Origin of the sequence: Microcystis sp. M144S2, assembly GCF_020246065.1 — a bacterium.
Classification (GTDB): Bacteria; Cyanobacteriota; Cyanobacteriia; order Cyanobacteriales; family Microcystaceae; genus Microcystis; species Microcystis ichthyoblabe_A.
The window spans coordinates 1-20477 of the sequence record NZ_JADBTR010000006.1 but is presented as its reverse complement, the minus strand read 5'-3'; the positions used below and the strand labels follow the sequence as shown (position 1 = coordinate 20477).

General features: G+C 40.7%; 19 protein-coding genes and 1 pseudogene. 6 read left to right on the top strand and 14 right to left on the bottom strand.

The window, feature by feature from the left end:
* Window positions 1–220: 220 nt before the first annotated feature.
* Window positions 221–1552 (bottom strand): AtzE family amidohydrolase, encoded by a 1332-nt coding sequence (locus tag IM462_RS00735; RefSeq protein ID WP_287700576.1) that lies wholly within the window; start codon window positions 1550–1552, stop codon window positions 221–223.
* Window positions 1549–1725 carry a DUF4089 domain-containing protein gene (locus IM462_RS00730; protein WP_069474623.1) on the bottom strand — a complete coding sequence of 59 codons (177 nt, stop codon included), beginning with the start codon at window positions 1723–1725 and terminating at the stop codon, window positions 1549–1551. Before IM462_RS00730 ends, IM462_RS00735 begins: the two co-directional genes overlap by 4 nt.
* Window positions 1726–2073: 348 nt before the next feature.
* Between IM462_RS00730 and IM462_RS00725 the strand changes: the two genes are divergently transcribed.
* The 3 genes from IM462_RS00725 (at window position 2074) to IM462_RS00715 (ending at window position 6149) form a co-directional block, all read left to right on the top strand.
* On the top strand, window positions 2074–3675 hold the full coding sequence (locus IM462_RS00725; RefSeq protein WP_287700578.1) for a B12-binding domain-containing radical SAM protein: 1602 nt from the start codon (window positions 2074–2076) through the stop codon (window positions 3673–3675).
* A 193-nt stretch (window positions 3676–3868) separates the two neighbouring features.
* The gene (locus tag IM462_RS00720; protein WP_287700579.1) at window positions 3869–5296 is read left to right on the top strand and encodes an ABC transporter substrate-binding protein; all 1428 of its coding nucleotides are present in this window, start codon (window positions 3869–3871) and stop codon (window positions 5294–5296) included.
* A gap of 127 nt (window positions 5297–5423) precedes the next feature.
* On the top strand, window positions 5424–6149 hold the full coding sequence (locus IM462_RS00715; RefSeq protein WP_287700581.1) for a WecB/TagA/CpsF family glycosyltransferase: 726 nt from the start codon (window positions 5424–5426) through the stop codon (window positions 6147–6149).
* Window positions 6150–6155: 6 nt separating this feature from the next.
* Here IM462_RS00715 and ureG read toward each other — a convergent pair whose 3' ends face one another.
* The 4 genes and pseudogenes from ureG to psbP form a co-directional block, all read right to left on the bottom strand.
* Complete coding sequence (gene ureG, locus IM462_RS00710; RefSeq protein WP_287657052.1) at window positions 6156–6752, bottom strand: urease accessory protein UreG; 597 nt, start codon at window positions 6750–6752, stop codon at window positions 6156–6158.
* A gap of 175 nt (window positions 6753–6927) precedes the next feature.
* Window positions 6928–7515, bottom strand: coding sequence for a Maf family protein (locus tag IM462_RS00705; protein WP_287700583.1), 588 nt, complete (start codon window positions 7513–7515; stop codon window positions 6928–6930).
* Between the two features lie 140 nt (window positions 7516–7655).
* Window positions 7656–8069: pseudogene (locus IM462_RS00700) on the bottom strand (hypothetical protein).
* A 203-nt stretch (window positions 8070–8272) separates the two neighbouring features.
* Window positions 8273–8821: a photosystem II reaction center PsbP gene (gene psbP / locus IM462_RS00695; protein WP_287700585.1), complete on the bottom strand. Its 549-nt coding sequence runs from the start codon at window positions 8819–8821 to the stop codon at window positions 8273–8275.
* Window positions 8822–8883: 62 nt separating this feature from the next.
* Between psbP and IM462_RS00690 the strand changes: the two genes are divergently transcribed.
* Window positions 8884–9666: a tetratricopeptide repeat protein gene (locus tag IM462_RS00690; protein ID WP_287700587.1), complete on the top strand. Its 783-nt coding sequence runs from the start codon at window positions 8884–8886 to the stop codon at window positions 9664–9666.
* A 74-nt stretch (window positions 9667–9740) separates the two neighbouring features.
* Here the strand turns inward: IM462_RS00690 and psb34 are convergent, their stop codons facing one another.
* Window positions 9741–9920, bottom strand: a complete 180-nt coding sequence (psb34, locus tag IM462_RS00685; protein WP_287700589.1) for a photosystem II assembly protein Psb34 — start codon at window positions 9918–9920, stop codon at window positions 9741–9743.
* Window positions 9921–10316: 396 nt separating this feature from the next.
* Between psb34 and IM462_RS00680 the strand changes: the two genes are divergently transcribed.
* Window positions 10317–10907 (top strand): ScaI family restriction endonuclease, encoded by a 591-nt coding sequence (locus tag IM462_RS00680; protein ID WP_287700591.1) that lies wholly within the window; start codon window positions 10317–10319, stop codon window positions 10905–10907.
* Here the strand turns inward: IM462_RS00680 and IM462_RS00675 are convergent.
* The 7 genes from IM462_RS00675 to IM462_RS00645 all read right to left on the bottom strand — a co-directional run bounded on the left by IM462_RS00675 (window position 10904) and on the right by IM462_RS00645 (window position 18705).
* Entirely contained in the window at window positions 10904–11953 is a 1050-nt protein-coding gene (locus tag IM462_RS00675; RefSeq protein ID WP_287700593.1) for a DNA-methyltransferase, read from the bottom strand. The two genes, IM462_RS00680 and IM462_RS00675, sit on opposite strands and share 4 nt — an antisense overlap.
* Window positions 11954–12190: 237 nt before the next feature.
* Window positions 12191–13201 (bottom strand): tryptophan--tRNA ligase, encoded by a 1011-nt coding sequence (gene trpS, locus IM462_RS00670; protein WP_149978872.1) that lies wholly within the window; start codon window positions 13199–13201, stop codon window positions 12191–12193.
* Between the two features lie 60 nt (window positions 13202–13261).
* Entirely contained in the window at window positions 13262–14575 is a 1314-nt protein-coding gene (locus tag IM462_RS00665) for a dolichyl-phosphate-mannose--protein mannosyltransferase (protein ID WP_287700595.1), read from the bottom strand.
* Between the two features lie 16 nt (window positions 14576–14591).
* Entirely contained in the window at window positions 14592–15218 is a 627-nt protein-coding gene (locus tag IM462_RS00660) for a Uma2 family endonuclease (RefSeq protein WP_149974348.1), read from the bottom strand.
* 34 nt (window positions 15219–15252) lie between these two features.
* The gene (locus IM462_RS00655) at window positions 15253–17301 is read right to left on the bottom strand and encodes a DNA phosphorothioation-associated putative methyltransferase (RefSeq protein ID WP_287700607.1); all 2049 of its coding nucleotides are present in this window, start codon (window positions 17299–17301) and stop codon (window positions 15253–15255) included.
* A gap of 43 nt (window positions 17302–17344) precedes the next feature.
* On the bottom strand, window positions 17345–18124 hold the full coding sequence (locus IM462_RS00650; protein ID WP_287700598.1) for a photosystem II electron transport protein, Sll1252 family: 780 nt from the start codon (window positions 18122–18124) through the stop codon (window positions 17345–17347).
* A gap of 71 nt (window positions 18125–18195) precedes the next feature.
* Window positions 18196–18705, bottom strand: coding sequence for a hypothetical protein (locus tag IM462_RS00645; protein WP_002740417.1), 510 nt, complete (start codon window positions 18703–18705; stop codon window positions 18196–18198).
* Window positions 18706–19283: 578 nt separating this feature from the next.
* Between IM462_RS00645 and pyrC the strand changes: the two genes are divergently transcribed.
* Entirely contained in the window at window positions 19284–20318 is a 1035-nt protein-coding gene (gene pyrC, locus IM462_RS00640) for a dihydroorotase (protein WP_287700601.1), read from the top strand.
* Window positions 20319–20477: the final 159 nt, after the last annotated feature.

Here is a 20477-nt window from a genome sequence, read left to right as displayed (position 1 = left end):
CTGTTATATTATAGGCTCGAATTGTTCTAATGAGTCGAGAAATCGAGTTAAATTCAAGGAAATAAGACTCTATCAACCATTGAAAAGGAGTCTCCGAGCCAGTAGTCAGCATTCAGGAAAAGAAAAAACGAATAGATTGTTTACTTAGACTAGAAAAATGACCTTTTTGCCTATATGTCCTTAAATTAGGGATTTTAGGATTAAGTGCGCCCTTGAGATCTCACTTATGCGGGATATCTATGAGCATTTCTTCTAAAACCCTGGCTACCCTTAGGATTAAGTCTTCGCGATCGGGGGCGGCGATGATTTGTAAACCTAAAGGTAGCTGGGATGGACGTTTAATCGGCAAAGAAAGGGCAGGTAAACCGATAAAAGAAAAAGGTTGGGTGAATCTGCCTAAATTAGGTCTAATTAATAGCTCTTGCCCGTCAATAATCATTTTTTCTACTCCTAATGGTGGCGCAATACAGGGAATCGTCGGGGTGAGGATAATATCGACTTCGCTGAAAATCTCTCGCAGACGATCACGATACCAACGGCGAAAACGTTGAGCCTGTAAATACCAGCTAGAGGGAATTAATGCCCCTGCCAAGAAGCGATCCCGGGTTGCGGGGTCAAAATCCTCTAATCTGGTCTGTAAACGCGGTAAATGCCAATTTGCGCCCTCGGAAGCGGTAATTATATAGGCGGCTGCCCTGGCGCGGGCGGTTTCGGGAATGGTGATTTTTTTGGTAACTCCTAAACGTTCGGCGATCGCTGTCACCGCCTCGATTACTTCCGGTTCGGCTCCCTGCTGAAAATAATCGTCGGCAAGGGCTATTTTTACCCCCTCTAAGCCATTTAAAGGGGCTTTAAGGTTATTTTTGGCAAAAAGACTCCAAATAGCCGCCATATCCGCCACATTGCCGCTAAAAAATCCCAGATGATCCAAACTACTGACGAACAAAAATAGGCCCTGACGGGATACGCGCCCAAAGGTGGGTTTTAGCCCCACCACGCCACAGCAAGCGGCGGGAACCCTCACCGAACCATTAGTATCGGAACCGAGGGCGAGAGGCACTAAATTAGCGGCAACGGCAGCAGCGGAACCGCCGGAGGATCCCCCCGAGACGCGACTAGGATCGAGGGGGTTGGGAGTGGCTCCATAATGGGCATTTTCGGTGACAAAACCGTAGGCGTACTCATCCATATTGGTCGCCCCCACCAAAACTGCGCCAGCCGCTTCTAGGATTTGAATAGCGATCGCATCTTGTCCGGCGGCAGGGTGATCTCGATTGATTTTGGAACCAGCAAGGGTGACAATACCCTCGATATCAAAGAGATTTTTGACGGCGAAGGGGACTCCTGCTAAGACACCGACGGATTCCCCATTGGCGATCGCTTGATCGATTTTTTGGGCTTGAGCGAGCGCCCTAGGCTGTAAAATGTCGGTAAAGCAATTTAAATGGGGATTTTTCGCCTCTATCACTGCCAAAGTCTGGCTAATAACTTCTAAGGCGCTAGTTTGACGATTTTGGATCGATCGAGCTAAATTGATCGCACAAATAGTCATGGTTCAAAGCTGAGGGCGCTTTCCCCGTCATCCTCTAAGGGAAATTCTGTCACTAAACTGGCGATTTCTTGCAAGCGTTGCCAGTTTTCAACCACAGAATTTAAATAGCGATCAGGAATGGTTAAATCTAGGATTTTCGCCATGATTATAACGTATTCTTCGGAATTATTCATAGATTTCGTTCTGGCTGGGGTGAAGGGGATCAATCGACACCTAGTTAAGCTGTGAAAATTGCTAGGATATAAGAGAAAATCTCCTGTAAATACAATAGCTATCCCTAGGGAGGAAGTATAACTTGAATTTGTTCTTGACCACCGACTCCCCAGCATCATAACCTGAGATATGATCATATAACTGTATATTGAGATATTTGCCCCTCCTTCACCTCCAGATTAAATTAAACTTATATATGACCAAAAACAAGAGGTAATAAGTCTCCCCTTTCAAGAGAATGAAAATTAAAAGCTACTGAAGACTACTGGTAGTCACTGATAACTGATAACTGATAACTGATAACTGAAATGACCATCTTACAAGACGAAAAACTCCTCTTTACTCCCGCAATACCCCACAGTGATGCCCTTAGAACTATTTTTGCCTTTCCTAATCAGTATTCCGTGGGTATAACCAGTTTAGGTTATCAAATTGTTTGGGCAACTTTAGCTCTGCGATCGGATATACAAGTTAGTCGTTTATTTACGGATTTTCAAGAATCTTTACCCCGTTATCCCGAATTAGTTGGCTTTTCCTTTTCCTGGGAATTAGACTATGTTAATATCCTCTCGCTGTTAGAATCTTTAGAAATTCCTTGTCACAGTCATCAACGCCAAGATCGGCAAGCGATAATTTTCGGAGGTGGGCCAGTTTTAACCGCTAATCCCGAACCTTTTGCTGCTTATTTTGATGTAATTTTATTGGGAGATGGTGAAAATTTAATTGCTGATTTTATTAATGCCTATCAAGAGGTGAGAAACGCTGATCGCCCGACAAAACTCCGTCATTTGGCCCAGGTTCCGGGGGTATATGTTCCTAGTTTATATACCATTAATTATGATAGTCCCGAAGGTGAAATTACGGCAATTCTACCCATAGATAATAATGTTCCTACCTTTGTTAGTAAACAAACCTATCGCAGTAGTACCCTTTCAGCTTCTACGGTGGTGACAAAACAAGCGGCATGGGAGAATATTTATATGGTAGAGGTGGTGCGAAGTTGTCCAGAAATGTGCCGTTTTTGTTTAGCTAGTTATCTAACTTTACCCTTTCGTACCGCTAGTTTAGAATCTCTAATTCCCGCCATTGAAAAAGGTTTAAAAGTGACCGATCGCCTGGGTTTATTAGGTGCTTCTGTCAGCCAACATCCTGAATTTGAAACCTTACTTGATTATCTTTTTCAACCAAAATTTGAGGGAGTCAGACTCTCGATCGCTTCAGTTAGAACTAATACCGTCACGGAAAAATTAGCCAGAATTTTATCCCAAAGAGACAGCAAATCAATTACTATTGCCGTAGAAAGTGGTTCGGATCGCTTGCGGGAAATTATCAACAAAAAGTTAGCCAATGATGAAATTATCCAGGCTGCCATTAATGCTAAAGCGGGCGGTTTAAAAGGGATAAAACTCTATGGTATGGTGGGAATACCGGGAGAAGAAGCCGAAGATATTGGGGCAACTGTGGAAATGTTAATAGCCTTAAAAAAAGCCGCTTCTGGACTGCGAATTTCTTTTGGTTGCAGCACATTTGTGCCTAAATCTCATACTCCTTTTCAGTGGTTTGGAGTTAATAAAATGGCCGAAAAAAGATTAAAATATCTAGATAAACAATTAGGTAAACAGGGCATAGAATTTCGCCCAGAGAGTTATAATTGGTCAGTGATTCAAGCCCTATTGTCTAGAGGCGATCGCCGCTTAACTTCCCTGTTAGAATTAACCCGTGGCTACGGTGATTCTTTAGGCAGTTATAAACGGGCTTTTAAGGAACTAAAAGGACAAATTCCCCCTCTAGATTATTACGTCCATCAACAATGGCGTTTAGAACAGGTTTTACCCTGGAGTCATTTACACGGTCCTTTATCCTCCAATGTTTTGGTAAAACATTTAGAAGATTCCCAAACAAAAAGGTAAAGTATCCCTAATAAGCTAAGACGCATTTAAACAATGTCTTGACTATCAAACCCCAAATGAGGTATTCTATCAAGGTAGATCGGATAGTGGTGCCATTCAGACTTGAATTAGCCCTATTAAAAACAAAAAAGAGCCACTTTTATTAACTATAAATCTCGATTAAACCATTAATTTAATCTTAGTTGATCAGCCCATGAGCCAGAAAAATGAGACCGTTACCCTGCTTTTAGCCCTGCTGATTACCCTAATATTTTTTGGGGCTGGTGGTTGGTGGTTATCCAATCGTTTTCAAGGAAAAAATAACCCAAACAATCTTTCTGAAATCGAGAAAATATCACCAGAGCAAAAATCGGTATCGGCACAAGCAAAATTTAGTCAAGGGGAAAACTTATTAATAGTTGAAGGGGCTTCTTCGGACAAACAAGATGCCATACAGGCAATCGGGAAAGGAGACTTTCAGCAAGCAGTTTACCTCCTAGAAAAATCCCTGCGAGCTAATCAAAATGATCCGGAAGCTCTCATCTACCTAAATAACGCCCGTATTGGTGAAGCTAAGTCCTATACTATCGCCGTTTCCGTGCCAATTGGGGGCAGTGTCAACACCTCCCTAGAAGTTTTACGAGGAGTTGCCCAATCTCAAAATCAAATCAATCAAGCTGGGGGAATTAATGGCACTCCTTTAAAAGTTCTCATTGCTGATGATGCTTATAATCCCGAAATTGCCGTTCAAATTGCCCAAAAATTAGCGGCTGACAACAGTATTTTAGGAGTAGTAGGACACACTAGCAGTGACACCTCTTTAGCGGCGGCTGCTATCTATCAAAAAGCAGGATTAGTAATGATTTCCCCCGTCAGTACCTCAGTTAAACTCTCCAATTTTGGTGACTATATTTTTCGTTCTGTTCCCAGTGATTTTGTGGCGGCACGGGCATTAGCCGAATCTAGCTTGCAAAAAAATCCTAACGTCAAGGCAGTGGTATTTTTTAACTCCCAAAGTAATTATAGTCAATCCCTAAAATCTGAATTTATCACCGCTTTAGGATTAGGAGGAGGTCAAGTGGTGAGTGAATTTGATCTATCTTCCCTGACTTTTTCCCCGTCTAAAAGCCTCCAACAAGCTCAACAGGAGGGAGCAAATCTAATCGCCCTTCTTGGGGATAGTGGTACCCTAGATAAGGCTTTGCAGGTGGTTCACATCAATGGTCAAAAATTACCGATTGTGGCGGGTGATGTCGTTTATAGCCCCAAAACTCTGGATGTAGGCGGAAAAAATGCCCTGGACATGGTTGTGGCTGTCGCTTGGCATTTGGCGGCTAATCCGAACAGTCCTTTTGTGAATAATTCCCGCCAATTGTGGCAAGGAGACGTAAATTGGCGCACTGCCACCGCCTATGACGCTACCCAGGCTTTAATCGCTGGCATTAAGGCAGAATCTAGCCGAGAGGGAGTTCAACAGGCGTTAAGAAGCAGTGATTTTTCTGTCCCTGGGGCGACTAATCCAGTGCGATTTTTACCATCTGGCGATCGCAATCAATCTGTGCAATTAGTGGTAGTTAAACGCGGTTCTCGTTCTAGTTTTGGGGTGGATTTTGTGCCAATTTCTCGATCAAATGACAACTAAATCAAGATGAATTATAAGTAAGTATTTATAATTAAATTGAAGATAAATCCCCCCTTAATCGCCCCTGCCCCCCTTAATCCCCCCTTGATAAGGGGGGTGTCTGACAACTTTTAACACCTACCTACTTATGTTAGAAACTCCCCCCAAATATTCTGTTCTTGGTTTACCAGTTCATCTCCTCGATAACTACAGTCGTTGGTTAATCGATCGCCTCTATCAAGGTTTTGGTTCCCACGTTGTCACTCTTAATGCAGAAATGGCAATGTTAGGAGAAAATGATGCTAAAGTAGCCCAAGTTATTCGGGAAGCAGATTTAGTTATTCCCGACGGCGCTGGGATTGTTATTTACTTAAAATTAAGGGGCAGAAAACAAACCCGCTGCCCCGGTATTGAATTATCAGAATCCTTAATTACTGAGTTAGGAATGCAGGGTGAGAGTTCTCCTATTGCTTTTTTTGGTGGTAAACCGGGGATTACAGAACAAGCGGCAAGTAATTGGCAAAAAAAGATACCTAATATCCGTATTCTGTCTAACCACGGTTATCTATCCTCCCAGGAAATGTCCGATTGGATTGAGGTGTTAAAAGATCAACAACCGCGGTTAATTTTAGTTGGTTTGGGAGTACCCCGACAAGAATATTGGATTAGGGAACATCGCAATCTCTGTCCCCAAGCTATCTGGGTAGGTGTGGGGGGTAGTTTTGATATCTGGTCCGGGACAAAAATCCGCGCCCCTCGCTTTTTCTGTGACAATAATTTAGAGTGGTTGTATCGACTCTATCAGGAACCTTGGCGCTGGAAAAGAATGTTAGCTTTACCTAAATTTTTCTGGCGCTCTCTTTTTTATTCCTAGTAATAGTTAGTATAAATTCTTTTCGATAAAGGCAATCACTCGCTCTAATCCTTCCCGTGTTTTCAAGTTGGTGAAGATAAAGGGTTTATCCCCGCGCATCTTTTTGGCATCTCTATCCATCACCCCTAAATCTGCCCCCACCATCGGGGCTAAATCTATTTTATTAATTACCAATAGATCCGATTTGGTGATACCAGGTCCACCTTTGCGAGGGATTTTATCTCCGGCTGCCACGTCAATCACATAGATGGTTAAATCTACTAATTCGGGGCTAAAGGTTGCCGCTAAATTGTCACCACCACTTTCCAGAAAAATTAACTTTAAGTTAGCAAATTTTCTCTCTAACTGTTCAATGGCAACTAAGTTAATTGAGGCATCCTCGCGAATAGCTGTATGGGGACATCCTCCCGTTTCTACTCCTAAAATTCTTTCCGGGTCTAAAGCTTGCGATCGCACTAAAAATTGGGCATCTTCTTGAGTATAAATGTCATTGGTGACTACGGCGATCGGATATTGATCCCGCAAATTTTTACACAGGGCATCGAGCAGGGCTGTTTTTCCTGAACCCACCGGACCGGCAATTCCCACGCGCAAGCAAGACATAGTTTTTTCGGGAAAAAGTGAAAAGGAAAGGGTTAAAAATTTTGGGGCTATCGGATAGAAAAAAGAGGGGTTCGCAGGGCGACACGGATTCCCATTATCATAAAAGGTTAACACAAGTCTGAGAATTTGTCAAGCCCTTTTGCCAATAAATTTGGGGAAATTATCGGCAAAAAGATCACCAAAAGTCAGTGATTTGGTAGCCAAAATCCGTTAACATCTGCCTAAATAGGGGTAAACTTAAACCGATAACATTACTGTGGCATCCTTCTAATCTTTCCACGAATAGACCCCCCTTTCCTTCTAGGGCAAAACAGCCCGCACATTTGAGGGGTTCTTCGGTGTTAACGTAGGCAATAATTGTTTGATCGCTGATATTGGCAAAGTGAACTTTAGTAATCCCACAACGAGTCAAGGTTTGATGATTAACTCGATCGATTAAAGCATGACCTGTATAGAGTGTACCCACCTGACCGCGCATTTTTTGCCAACGCTCGATCGCTTCTGATTTATCCTTGGGTTTGCCATAGACTTCCCCCGCTACTTCTAAGACGGAATCGCAACCAAGAATTAATCCTAAATCAAATTGGGGGGCGATCGTTTGTGCTTTACATTGGGCTAAAGTTTGGACAAGATGGAGAGTATCATCAGCATTAATTGTCGATTCATCAAAGTTACTCACTCGCACAATTGGATCGATTCCTACCATTTGTAATAGTTTTTTGCGTGCAGGAGAAGCGGAAGCAAGAATCAAGGGAATGGACATAGTTTTTTCAGTAAAAAGAGATAGGAGATAGAAGACAGTTAGGTAGGGTGGGTTAGGCAATGACAAATTATTAGACTTAATTATCAATTTATCTATTTGCCGTAACCCACCATCAGTTATCAGTTTTTTAGCTATTTCTGCTAGGAATTGGCAGGATTTTCGGGGGGTAAATAACGATCTAAAATCTCAACCATGCGTGATTTTCTTTCTTCAATTTTGTCAAATCGATTGTAAAAATCTGACTGAACCTCATAAAAATCCGACATCGATCAAGTTAATTGTCCTAGCAGTTGATAAAGTCCCCGTCTGTCTTTTTCCCATTCTTTTTTAGACTGAGCAAGACTATTAGTTAACGCTTCGATCGATTTGGCGTTAGAATTAGCGATCGCTGTAGTTTCTTTTAATCCCTGATTGGTTTCCTGTAGTCCTAATTTAATCTCCTGTAATCCTAATCTAATCTCCTGTAATCCTGATTTAATCTCCCGTAGTTCTGTTAGGGTATTTTCAGCAAGAGATTCGAGTCTATCTAGTCTATTTTCTTCCGAGTTACTCATATTCAGTTATCAGTTATCAGTTATCAGTTATTAGATTTGAGTTTTAAGTGACAGTATTAAATAGAAGTTTCCTACTGTCTTTTCACTGTTTACTGATTAAGTAAGTATGTTATCTTTAATTGTAACTGGCTACCTAGTTGATCATAAGTGGTGCGTTACGACTAACGCACCCTACATTTTACTATTGCCTATTGCCTATTTCCCTAACTAACCGAGAAAGAATCAACGATAGTTTCAAAGAGTTCTTGAATTTGCGTCCAACGTTTTTGGGAAGTGGAAATATTAAAAGAATAGAGTTTATGATTATTAACCGTGACGCTGGCCAGATTATGACGTTCTTGGCCGTTGGCTAATTTAACTTGATATTCGAGGATATAATAATCTTGGCCGTCGATTTGATGGGATTCTGAGCGAATTAATTCTACTTCCTTATCGAGATTGGGGTTAAGACTGTTATTTTTCAGGAGACGATAGCCCACTTCCGAGGGTGTCCCTAAATCTGTTAAGGTTTTATTGTCGGGGATGGGATTGATAATAACGCTTAAATTTTCGCTCGTTTCGATCAGGTCATGAAAAACCACATCTACTCCTGCAACTTTTTTCACATCCACCTGCGTCCAACCCTTAGGATATAAAAATTGATAGCCTTGGCTGCCACTGGTGTATCCTTGCAGTCCAGCGATGGGAGTTGCACAACCGGTTAAGAGGAGGGTGGTAATTAGGAGGAAAGTCGCCAAAAGAGATTTAATCATGATATTTTGACCTGTAAGTAGGGCTGTTTAATTTTACCTTGAATTGTTTAGGTGAACGGATTATGAAAATTAAGAAAAAATTGACAATTATTATGGCTATAGCGACTTTTTTACTGACTATCTCTCCCCTAAGCGCTCAAACTACCCCTAACCCCGTGAAGGCTGTAGAATTTTATAATCGGGGGGTGGATCGTTTAACCGCAGGGGATTACTCAGGGGCGATCGCAGATTTTACTCAAGCTCTACAATTAGAGCCGAAGGATGCCGATGCTTATTATAATCGCGGCTATGCGGAATTAGTTCTCGGCCAGTACGAGCGAGCGATCGCAGATTATACCCAGGCCTTGACAATCAACCCCAATTATGTTAATGCTCTCGGTAATCGTTGTTATGTGCATTATCTGACGAAAAAATACGAGGCAGCGGTGGAAGATTGCACAAAAGCGATCGCTTTAAACGGAAATTTTGCTGATTTCTTTATTTATCGCGGTAATGCTAAGGATGACTTGGGAAGACACGCAGAAGCGATCGAGGATTACACAAAAGCTTTGAGTTTACAGGGAACTAGAGGACAGGATCGCATTTTCTATAATCGCGCCCTGTCCTATAACCGAGCCGGACAGCAGGAAATGGCTTTAAGGGACTATAACGAGAGTCTGAAAATTAATGCTAATTTTGCCGAAGCGTACCACAATCGGGGTTTAACCTATTATAAATTGGGAAACAGGGAAAAAGCGATCGCTGATTTAGAGGAAGCGGCTCGTCTGGCGTTATCTCAGGGTAAACAGGGGACTGCGGCTAAGTCTCAGTCAGCAGTGGCATTAATTCAGGGTCAAAAGCCTTAAAATAGGGAGTAGTTGTGATATTAGCGGTAAAGAGGAGTGAAAGGGGCTAAATCGCAACTACGAGGGACTAAATTTTAGCCAGCTTGAGATGCGTAAAAAGCGACGGCTAACAGTCCACCCACAAGTGTGATCGCAGCAACGCCCCAGACAAGATAATTACGTTGTTGCGATTTAGTGGGGGGATCCGCTTGATAAACTTTCGGTTCGGCGGCGAAATTATTTAAGCGTCCACCTTCTTCATTTGTATAAGGCATAATCAAAACCTCAAATATGACAATTTTTCAGGAAAAAAATCCTCTTATTACAATAGTACAACATATTAGTAACCTAGTCGGGGATGTGGGAAATTCCCACGGGGATAACAATTCTTAGTCTTGGGGTAACTGCCGGACTCTGCTACTTTTATTGGCGATCGCATTTCCAATGATTGAAACTACGAAAACAAGTTAAAAAAGGCTAATCATACTAAATCCGTTTTTAATACTATGATTAACTCCCAAGTTATGGATTGTTTTTCCCTGCTCCCTGATCCAGCGTTCCCCACTCTCCTATACCTTTTAAACAGAATTTAGTATTAGGTGTTGGGATAGGGGGAGGTGGTTGCGTTAATATTAGTTACTGTATCTAATAACGCCGGAAAAAAACTATAGATGAATTCTCCCTATGCAGATGTCTCTCCTAGTAATTGGTTATCTATCACCCAACGACTTGTGGAAAGACATCCCCTATCTACCGATGCAATTGTTGATGTTGTTTTAACATCTTGGCAATCAATTTTTAATTCTCAGTTAGGTACAAAAGGTTTTAGAATTGGTAGGGATATCTTCCCTAAACCTCAAATTATGGGTTTTCTACTTCATGAATTAATTCCTTTAGAACTAAAAGCAAAATATCCCAATTTCTGGAGAGGAGATATCAGTATATCTGATAAAGATATTGTCTATATACCTGATGACTTTTTTTCAATTGAAGTCAAAACCTCCTCTGATCCTAGACATATATATGGCAATAGAAGCTATGCTCAAAATTCTAATAACAGCAAAAAAGGTAAGTCTGGATACTATTTAGCAGTTAACTTTGAGAAGTTTTCTAATACTACTAATCCTCAGATTAAACTAATTCGTTTCGGTTGGATTGATTCTGGGGATTGGATTGGGCAAAAGGCAGCTACAGGTCAACAATCGCGTCTTTCCTCTGACGTAGAAAATTATAAATTGCTCCAATTGTATCGAAAAATCTAGAATAACGAGCCTTGAATATAAGTATTGCTTCTTTCTTTTTTAAATCTTTTAAATCTCTCTGCAGCTATCTCGCAATAGTCTGGTCGAATTTCAAAACCCACAAAAATTCTTCCTAATCCCAAGGCCGCTATTCCCGTGGAACAAGAACCAGCAAAGGGATCAAGAATTATTTCTACCGGATTAGATGAAGCTTGTATAATTCTCTCGACAATTGCTAAAGGAAATTGTGCGGGATGTCCGGTTCTTTCCTTAGAACTGCGCTTTTCTCCTGTAGTGACTTTAGGAACTTCCCACACATCAGAAGGATTTTTACCGAGGGGATTACAACGATATTTACCATTTTTCTTTTGATTGGGATACTTAACGTTAGGGTCACGAATATTATCTAAGTTAAAAGTATATTCTTGGCAATTTTTGAGATAAAAAAGCCATTTTTCATTGCGAGGACTAAGACGATTTTTTGTAGAAACACCAGCCCCATATTTCCAGACAATTTCTTGTAAAAGATAAAAGGGAGACTTATCCCAAAGAAGATAGGGAATCGGAACACATAATCCCTTTTCTGGTACTTCTAAATAACCAACATTTAGCCACAAAGCACCGTTATCTTGAGTAATCTGATAAATTTGCCGCAGCCAATTAGCACACCAATCAACATAGTCATTGATTGAAAGAACTCGTTCATATTCTTTGCCAATATTATAAGGTGGTGATGTAACAGTGAGGTTAATTTTTATGTCACTATGAGATAGTTTAGACAAAAAGTTTGTGGCATCTCCTTGATAAAGAATAAAGCCGTTGTCCGAGTAAAAAGGTTGACCAAGATGACTAACCAGAATTTCTTTAAGAAAATTAAATTTGTTGGCTCTATCTTTTTCTAACTCTGGAGAAAATGGCTGTAGTAAGGAGGAAGGAGCAATCTGAGTTGATTGATGATCAACAATTCCCTCTGCTAGATAAGAGTTTTGTTCCTTGCTGGCAATTGGACGAGACTCATCTTCCCTAGACGATAGTTTTTTTTGTTTCCGCTGGGACTCTACAACCATAATCTCAAAGGACAGGTAAGTATTTTGATAGTTTTAATTATGCCCTTATTTTACCAAAATATCACTGGAGTTGTGCTTAATTTAATAACTTTTGTAATCATTCTCCTTCCCTTACCCTGGATGGGGGGGGGTAAAACCCCACCAAGAGCTAAAGATTGAGTGATAAAGTAGCGAGTTTTCCTTGAAAAATCTCAACTGAGTAGATTGATAATTAGGAGATGCACCCGAAAATTATCCCTAAAATGGTGGTAAATAACCCATGGCATTTTTGACTCGATCGAGAGTTTGATTGGCCACCGCTTCTGCTTTGAGACGACCTTGCCGCAAAACTGTGGCTAAATAATCTTTATCCTCTCTAATTTGAGCGTATTTTTCCTGAATAGGTTTCAGAGATTCTATGGTAACTTCTGTTAACATCGGTTTAAATTGTCCCCAACCTAAATCGGCACATTCTCCCGCGACTACCTCTTTACTTTTTCCTGATAAAATGCTATAGAGAGTTAATAAATTATGGCATTCGGGCCGTTCCGGATCATCGAAAGTTAAACCCTTAACTAGATCGGTTTTACAGCGTTTAATTTTCTTGGCAATGACATCGGGACTATCGAGAATATTAATCCGACTCATCTCGGAAGGATCGGATTTAGACATTTTATTCCGGCCATCGGTTAAACTCATCACCCGCGCTCCTTCTTTGCGGATCATCGGATCGGGAAGTTTTAAAATTGGTTGTTTCGGTTGCCCAAAAAGATGATTAATTCTAACGGCTATATCGCGGGTTAATTCTAAATGTTGTTTTTGATCTTCTCCCACGGGTACTTTATCGGCATCGTAGAGTAGGATATCGGCAGCCATTAGTACGGGATAATCGAGTAACCCCGTGCCAACATTTTCCCCCTGTTTAATCGCTTTTTCTTTAAATTGAATCATATCAGTTAACCAATTTAAAGGGGTGATACAATTCAATAACCAAGTTAATTCTGTATGAGCTTTAACGTGGGATTGGACAAAGATCGTCGCGTATTCTAAATCAATTCCGCAGGCTAAATATAGAGCGGCAATTGCTAAAGTATCCTCCGCAAGAGTGGCGGGATTATGGGGAACGGTGATCGCGTGTAAATCGACCACACAAAAGAAATTATCGTAGTCTTTTTGTCCCTCCACCCAATTGCGGATCGCACCGAGATAATTGCCTAAATGTAAATTGCCAGTTGGTTGCACACCAGATAAGATTCTTTGTTTACCCATAACTCATGCGATCGATTTTTTCATGATTTTATTGTATCAGTTTTTGCCGCTAATTTCATCCTAAATCCAATTGGGAAAAATCATTCTCAGATAATAATCCCCCACTGACAGGGGAATGCCTAAATAAATTGGTAGCCAATGGATAAAAGCAAAAATTATCAAAATTATGAGTGAGCGCGAGCCATTTTTATAAATAGGACTGGAACTTTCTAAACCATCGGCTAAGAGCCAAGCTAGAGCAATCCAAGTGAAGCTATAGGCAGCCATATAATGATAGAGAAAGGTACAGCGACTAATTTTTAACCAGGGCAGCAGATTGGCAATATAGTTACAGATAAGATAGGCGGAAATTACTCGCTCTTTTCGGTTAAATAATCGACTAAAAACCACTAGAATCGCTCCCGTAGAAAACCACCATAAAAACGGATTTCCCATAGCGTGAACATCATAAATTTTATCACCTACTCTCTCAAAATAATAAGCCACTGGTCGCCCCATTACTAACCAACTATACCAGGGAGAACAATAGGGATGCACATCAGATTGATTACCCTTGATTCTCTGATGAAATGACCAAATTTCTTGATGTACTTGCCAAAAATTATATTGATGGTTGACGAGAAGATGCGGTATCCACAGCAAACTATAGGTAACAAGAGGAAAGACAATTAAGGCGATAAAAATGTCCTCTAATCTCAGGTTAGTTGCCTTTGTCCAAAGATGATCTTTTGACTGCTCTTGATTAAATAATTTTATTAACCAAGCAATACCGATAAAAATAAATATTCCCAGTAAAAATCCTAAGCCATTCCATTTAATATTTGCCGCTAAACCGAAAGAAACTCCCGATAATAATAACCAATTGAGTTTGTAATTTTTCTGTAGTGCCAATAAAAAAAATAATTGTCCAGACAAACCGAATAAAATTAAGTAAATATTATTGAGAGCATAGCGGGATTCCACCAGAAATAATCCGTCTAAACTGGCGATAAAAGTTGTAATTAAAAATACAGTTTTTCTCTGGGTTAATTGATAAGCAATTGCGCCAATAATTAGGGGAATAAAAGAACCAGTCAAAGCATTTAACCAGCGATAACTAAAAGTTGAGCGCAGGGAACCTGTTAAATTATTAATGGTTTCAGGATCCGCAGGAAAATGGGAACCAATCCAGATACTAATAGCAATTAAATATTGACTTAACGGTGGATGAGACTGGAAAAATTCTTTACCGATTAGATATTCATTGCCGTATTTAGCATAATAAACTTCATCGAAAACAAGTGTATTAAATTGACTGAGATTCCAGAATCTTATTCCTAGAGAAAATAAAAATATCGCTAGGATAGATAGGTTAAATTTTACTTGAGAATTCATGGAAAAATAATAGTTATTATAACTGGGAATTTTCTGTTAAACGCGAGCGAAATTCTTTGACGGCAAGACGGGGATTAGGATGGTTAACATATTCGGCTAATAATTCTAAATTTAAATCTGGTAATAAAGCACTTTTAGGGATTAAAATATATTCGCCATTCTCTTGCAAAGAATAGATTTTTAACTGATTATCTTGCCAAAACCAAACCTCTTGAGTTCCCAATCTTTTATAAACTTCTAAAACTTTCAAGCTGCCACTGGTTAAGATTATTTCTATCGCCAAATCAGGAAACTCTTTTTCTGTAAATAAACAAAAACATTTGTCAGGTTCTTTCCCAGCTTCTTTTTCCTGTTTTCGCAAAGTGGTGGAACCTAATCCCCAGAAATCAATTTCAGCATATTCTAAATAAGCTTCTACTAATCTACCAATATCTTCTTTGCTAACTTCGTGACGACGACTAGGAGCCATAATTTCTACCATTCCATCTAAGTAAGTAATGCGATAACTGGAACTATCTTCTAAATGTTTTAAGAGGGTTTCGTACTGTTGCCAATTAACCCCAGAAATAAACATTCTTTGTTCAGGATCATTCGCTTTTAACTCGAAATCTTCTAATCCTTGTAATCGAATCGTAGTCATCATAAAATTAATTACCTCATCTATTTTACTTAATTACTCAGGAAGACTTATTTTGATTTCTTCTGGCGTTAATTTTAGCGCGTAAAATCCTCACTTTATAGGGATCAGCATCTTTTCGCCACAGGATCTGATGGCCTTTGATTGTAGCACAATGATCCTCTAAACATTTTTGCCAACCCTGTAAACGTTCGATCGCTTTTCTATCCTCTAACAATCCCCAATCCTTTTCTAATTTAGTTAAGCGAAGCAATTTATCATAGTTAGGATAATCCGGCGTTACTAAAAGCTCTTTTTCGTGTAGAATTGGCGGATTAGGACTATCCCGATAATCGCGAAAACTAAAATCAGCCGAACCTAAATATACATCCATGCTAGTAGCTAAAATCGGATGGATTTCTGTATCAAAATTGGGATAATAGAGATAGGAAATTTTGGGTTGACGAAAGGATAAACGAATAACATTAGCATTTTCTAACCGTCCGATAGTTTGACTAGCACAACCTTCATATAAGCGTAATAACATCGGTAATTTTTCCAGAATGTTAATATGAATAGTTAGGGAATAACGGGAAAGTTTGCCTAAAGAACTATTTTCACAAGTACGAGCGATCGCTGGCAAATTTCCCGCACTTATTAACACTTCTTCTGCTAAAGCGCAAGCATTGCGATAACTGCCAAATAAAGCTTTAAAATCGGCACGGGTAGCGGGGGATAATTCCCGTACTTTCGGACAGTGGCTAAATTGACTTAAAGCTAAATAAAGTAAAAGATCGGCGCGTCTTTTATCGGCAATTATCTCCCATTCTTCCCCTTCTGTTACTTGTAGAATTACTTGAAAAGCGCGTCTAAAAGTGCCAAATTCTGCCTTAATTTCTTCCTCTTGTAATAATTCTCCCGCAACGGGTAAACGTCCCTGCTGGGTGTAAAATTCCATCAGGGGAGTTAATAAATCTTCGTAATCTTCAAAGCGTTTGAGATGGGTTTTAATTTTAGGGGTAGTAGCGCGGGAACGACATCTGGATAAACGAAAAGTTTCCGCTTTTTCTTCCTCTCGAAAAACTAGATAAATTCCCAAAGTTATCGGAATAGAATCAACCCCTAAACTGCTATCAATATACTGTTTTAGTTCTTCCTGTTGATAGTATTTTTGAAAAGTATTACGACGGGTTATAATTCCATCTTCATAAGCCATTAAACCCCGTTCACTATCATCAATTAAAATCTGTGCTGAAATAATTAAAACTTGACGGGTTAATTGCCAAGCTTTTAATAGAGCGTCTTGTCGTTCTTCGGCGGATTCAATAACATTAATTACATAGCCTAAATTAACAATATCAGATTCAATTAAAGGACTATCGGGACGATAATAAGGATCCCAACCTTCACTTTGATAACCCTGTTCAGCTATGCGTTCTATATCACCTCCATAACCACAACCGTAATCAAAAAAAGTGGTTTCAGGAAGGAATAATCCCGCCGCTAATGCTAATCTTGTCGGACGAGAAAGGGTTTTGCGAACAAGAGCAGCTTTGTGGCGATCAATTATTATCGATTTTTCCTTTTGTCCCTCTAGATTACAAACTAAATAATCTCCTGCAAAATCAAGGTGATGCTTTCTTAAAAGCCGTTGCCATTCCTGTTTAGTACCGATGGGATAAGAACTGTTTAAAAGTCCTAAAGCACTCTCGATTTTTGTGAGATGCTCGAATTCTTGATAAAGAGGATAGTCCCTAGTAACAAAAGTTTCTTTTCGGTGTAAAATGGGCGGATTATCAGCATTTTGATAATTCCATTCACTTAAGATTAATGTCCCCAAATCTACCACTAAACTTTTAGTTAAAACTGGGTGAGGTTCCCGATCAAAATCGGGATAAAAAAGATAGGATATTTTCGGTTTATCGGTGCTAAATTTAATTATTGTTGCCTCGGATAAATGCTGATTAATTCTTGCTTGTTGTTCGTAATTCTGGAGGATAGGATCCAGTTGATGTAATGCTTCTCGATGAACATAAAGCGCCCCCGGTAATAGTTTACCGATGGGACTAACTTGACACAGTTGCACGATTAGGGCGAAATTCTCAGCCATGGCAATTAATCTGTCTAATAACAAATTTTAGAGACAGAAAAAACTAAATAAATCTAGTTAAATGAACCCGATAGCGCTCTTTTTTTGTCACAGTAACCTCCCCCACTTCTAAACGACCTTTTCCCCGAAAAGAAATCAAATCACCGGTTTTAACGTTATAACTAGATTGACTGATATCTTTCCAGTTAACTCGCACATCCCCGGCACTAATTGCCTCGGCCATTTTACTGCGAGAAATGCCAAAACCCGCCGAGGCAATCGCATCCAAACGTAAGGAAGCTTCCACAGTATTAATTTCTTTTTTTTGCGGGGGTCTAACTTTTAATTCCGTCAAAGGAATCGGGCTAGTTTTCACGGGAACCGAACGCACTTGTAGTAAATTAGCACATAAAAAATCTGCCAATTCAGGCACTACAATCGCCTGCGCTCCTCGCTCACCTAAAACGATTATATCGCCGACTTTTTCCCGGACGATCCCTGTCCCCAACATTGCCCCTAAAAAATCCCGGTGGTTAGCGGTATCAAAAAGAAAATTACCGGCAATATCAAGGGCAGATAGGGGAATATCTGTTACTGCCAAAGGTAGATCAACTCTAGCAATACCGAGGCGCTGTCTTTCTGCTTGGGGATAACCGCCCCATTTTTCCATTGACACATCGGTTAAACGCTGAAAAACTCGTTCTACTTCCGCTAAAACCGCAGGAGAAAGAAAGTCTGTCACCGTCACTTCCCAAGTCTTAATCGCTTGTTCGGCTTTATCAATAACTTTCGCTATTTCCTCGCGGTTCTCGACACCCTTTAGTAATTCTTCTCTTGGTAACATTGTTTTGTGGTAATTAATCAAAAATTCTTAGGAAAAAATCAGATGACCGATAACTTATTCCCGATAACCGTTCATCTTTCTAGGGCGTATCCTTGCAGATTTTCGGGGTTAAATTGACGCAGGATAAGAGTCGCTTGATTTTTCAGGTTTTCCGAACCCTGCACGATAATAATATATTTTCCGGCACCGAGACGATTGCGATAGGGAAGTGCATCGCCACTGCCGGACGATAAACCCACGCCACCACCGACAAAAATACTGCCCATCGCCCCCCCCATCGCCCCGGCAATGCCGCCGACGATATGATTGCCCGGTTCTCCGGCCCAATCAAAAGTATGCAATCCCGTAATCAGGTTAAAAAGGTAGCCGCCGGCAAAACCGAAGGGAATTAACCAAAAAGCCATGAGAGTAGCCCGTTTTTTGGCCTGTTGGAAGGGATCGATCAAACCGAACTCATCAGCACTTTTATAGCCGCGACCGAGAATGGTCACTTGAGATTGGGGAATTCCCGCCTTTTCCAGGGCAACGGCAGCTTCTTCTGCTTGTATGCGATCAGCTAACACGGCAATGAGATAATTCATATTCTCCAACTTTTTAGGCTATCTTCATCTCCTATTGTAAGGATTTTGGGGACTGAAAAGCCGCTCGATCAAGAAAATATTCAAGGGGATGCGTTAGTCAATCTTGGATAGGATTGATTAATGTGGAATTATTAGCAATTCAAGAAATTGCTCTATCTTGGTTATTTTTGGCACTAATTTACTATAAAGAAAGATAGTTTAATTATTATTAACAGGAAGTTTTTTAGGACTATTACCATTGGGATTAGACTGTAAAGTTTGACTCACTCCTGTCATTATTTGAATGTTTTCATCGGCTACATCTGAGGTAAAAACTAAAAGAGAGATTAGATTTTTGGTAATAATATCTAGTCTTAAGTAATTCACTTGTACGCCAATTGAATTTATGAAAAAAAGAGAAATAAATAGCGCAGATCCAGCCTTCTCTTATAGATATAGACCAATTTAGATGCGCGGCAGCTTATTAGTTAAAACCGACTTGACTGCTGAAATAGGGAATTGATTCCCTGACCGAAGATTGACTTCTCTCTTGCGTTTAATTGTGGCGCTGGGATTCCTAACCGTTGTATGATGGAAAAATGCGAAGACTCACAATCACTCGACCCGACGACTGGCACCTTCATCTCCGGGATGGTGCGGCACTGAAAGCGGTTCTACCCCATACGGTGCGCCAGTTTGCCCGTGCTATTATCATGCCGAATTTAAAGCCCCCAGTGCGCTCGGTGGCCGATGCCGCCGCCTACCGCGATCGCATTCTGGCAGCAGTTCCAGAGGGTCAACAGTTCGAGCCATTGATGACCCTCTATCTCACCGATAATACCAGTCCCGAAGAAATTATGGCGGCGAAAGCCTCCCAGTTTGTCAAAGCGGTGAAATACTACCCGGCCGGTGCGACAACTAATTCCGACTTGGGGGTGACGGACCTTCGTAGGTGCGATGGCGTTTTGGCAGCGATGGAGCAGGTAGATATGCCGCTACTACTGCACGGAGAAGTTACCGATGGTGATATTGATGTGTTCGATCGAGAGAAAGTGTTCATTGAGAAGCACTTGCTCCCACTGATAACAAGATTTCCGAAACTGCGTGTCGTGTTTGAACACATTACCACTGCCGATGCGGTCAAGTTTGTTCTATCTGCTAACAACAACGTCGCCGCCACAATTACGCCCCAACATTTATTGTTTAGCCGAAACATTCTCTTTACCGGTGGCATTCGTCCCCATTTTTATTGCCTGCCGATTTTGAAACGAGAGGATCATCGTTTGGCACTTTTGCAAGCGGCCACATCGGGCAATCCCAAGTTTTTCCTAGGGACCGATAGTGCGCCCCATTCTCGCTACAGCAAAGAAAGTTCCTGTGGCTGCGCGGGTTGTTATTCGGCTCTGCACGCCCTAGAGTTGTACGCAGAAGCCTTTGAGAGCGTCGATGCGCTTGAGCAACTGGAAGGGTTCGCCAGCTTCCACGGGCCAGATTTTTATCAACTCCCCCGGAATACCGAACAAATCACCTTAACCAAAACCCCTTGGCGCATTCCCGATGAATTGCCATTTCCCGAATCTGGACTGGTGCCGTTACGAGCGGGTGAAGAGATAACCTGGCAATTAGGGGAATAGAAAACCGCCAGTCTTGATAAGATCTCTTGCATAAGTCTAGACAAAATAGGATAAAATAGTCCAAGAGTTAAGATTGAAAGATGACTTACGAACAAGTAAAAACTTTAAAGCCAACAGAGTTCAAACGCTTGTGTGGCGTGTATCCAGATACATTTAAGG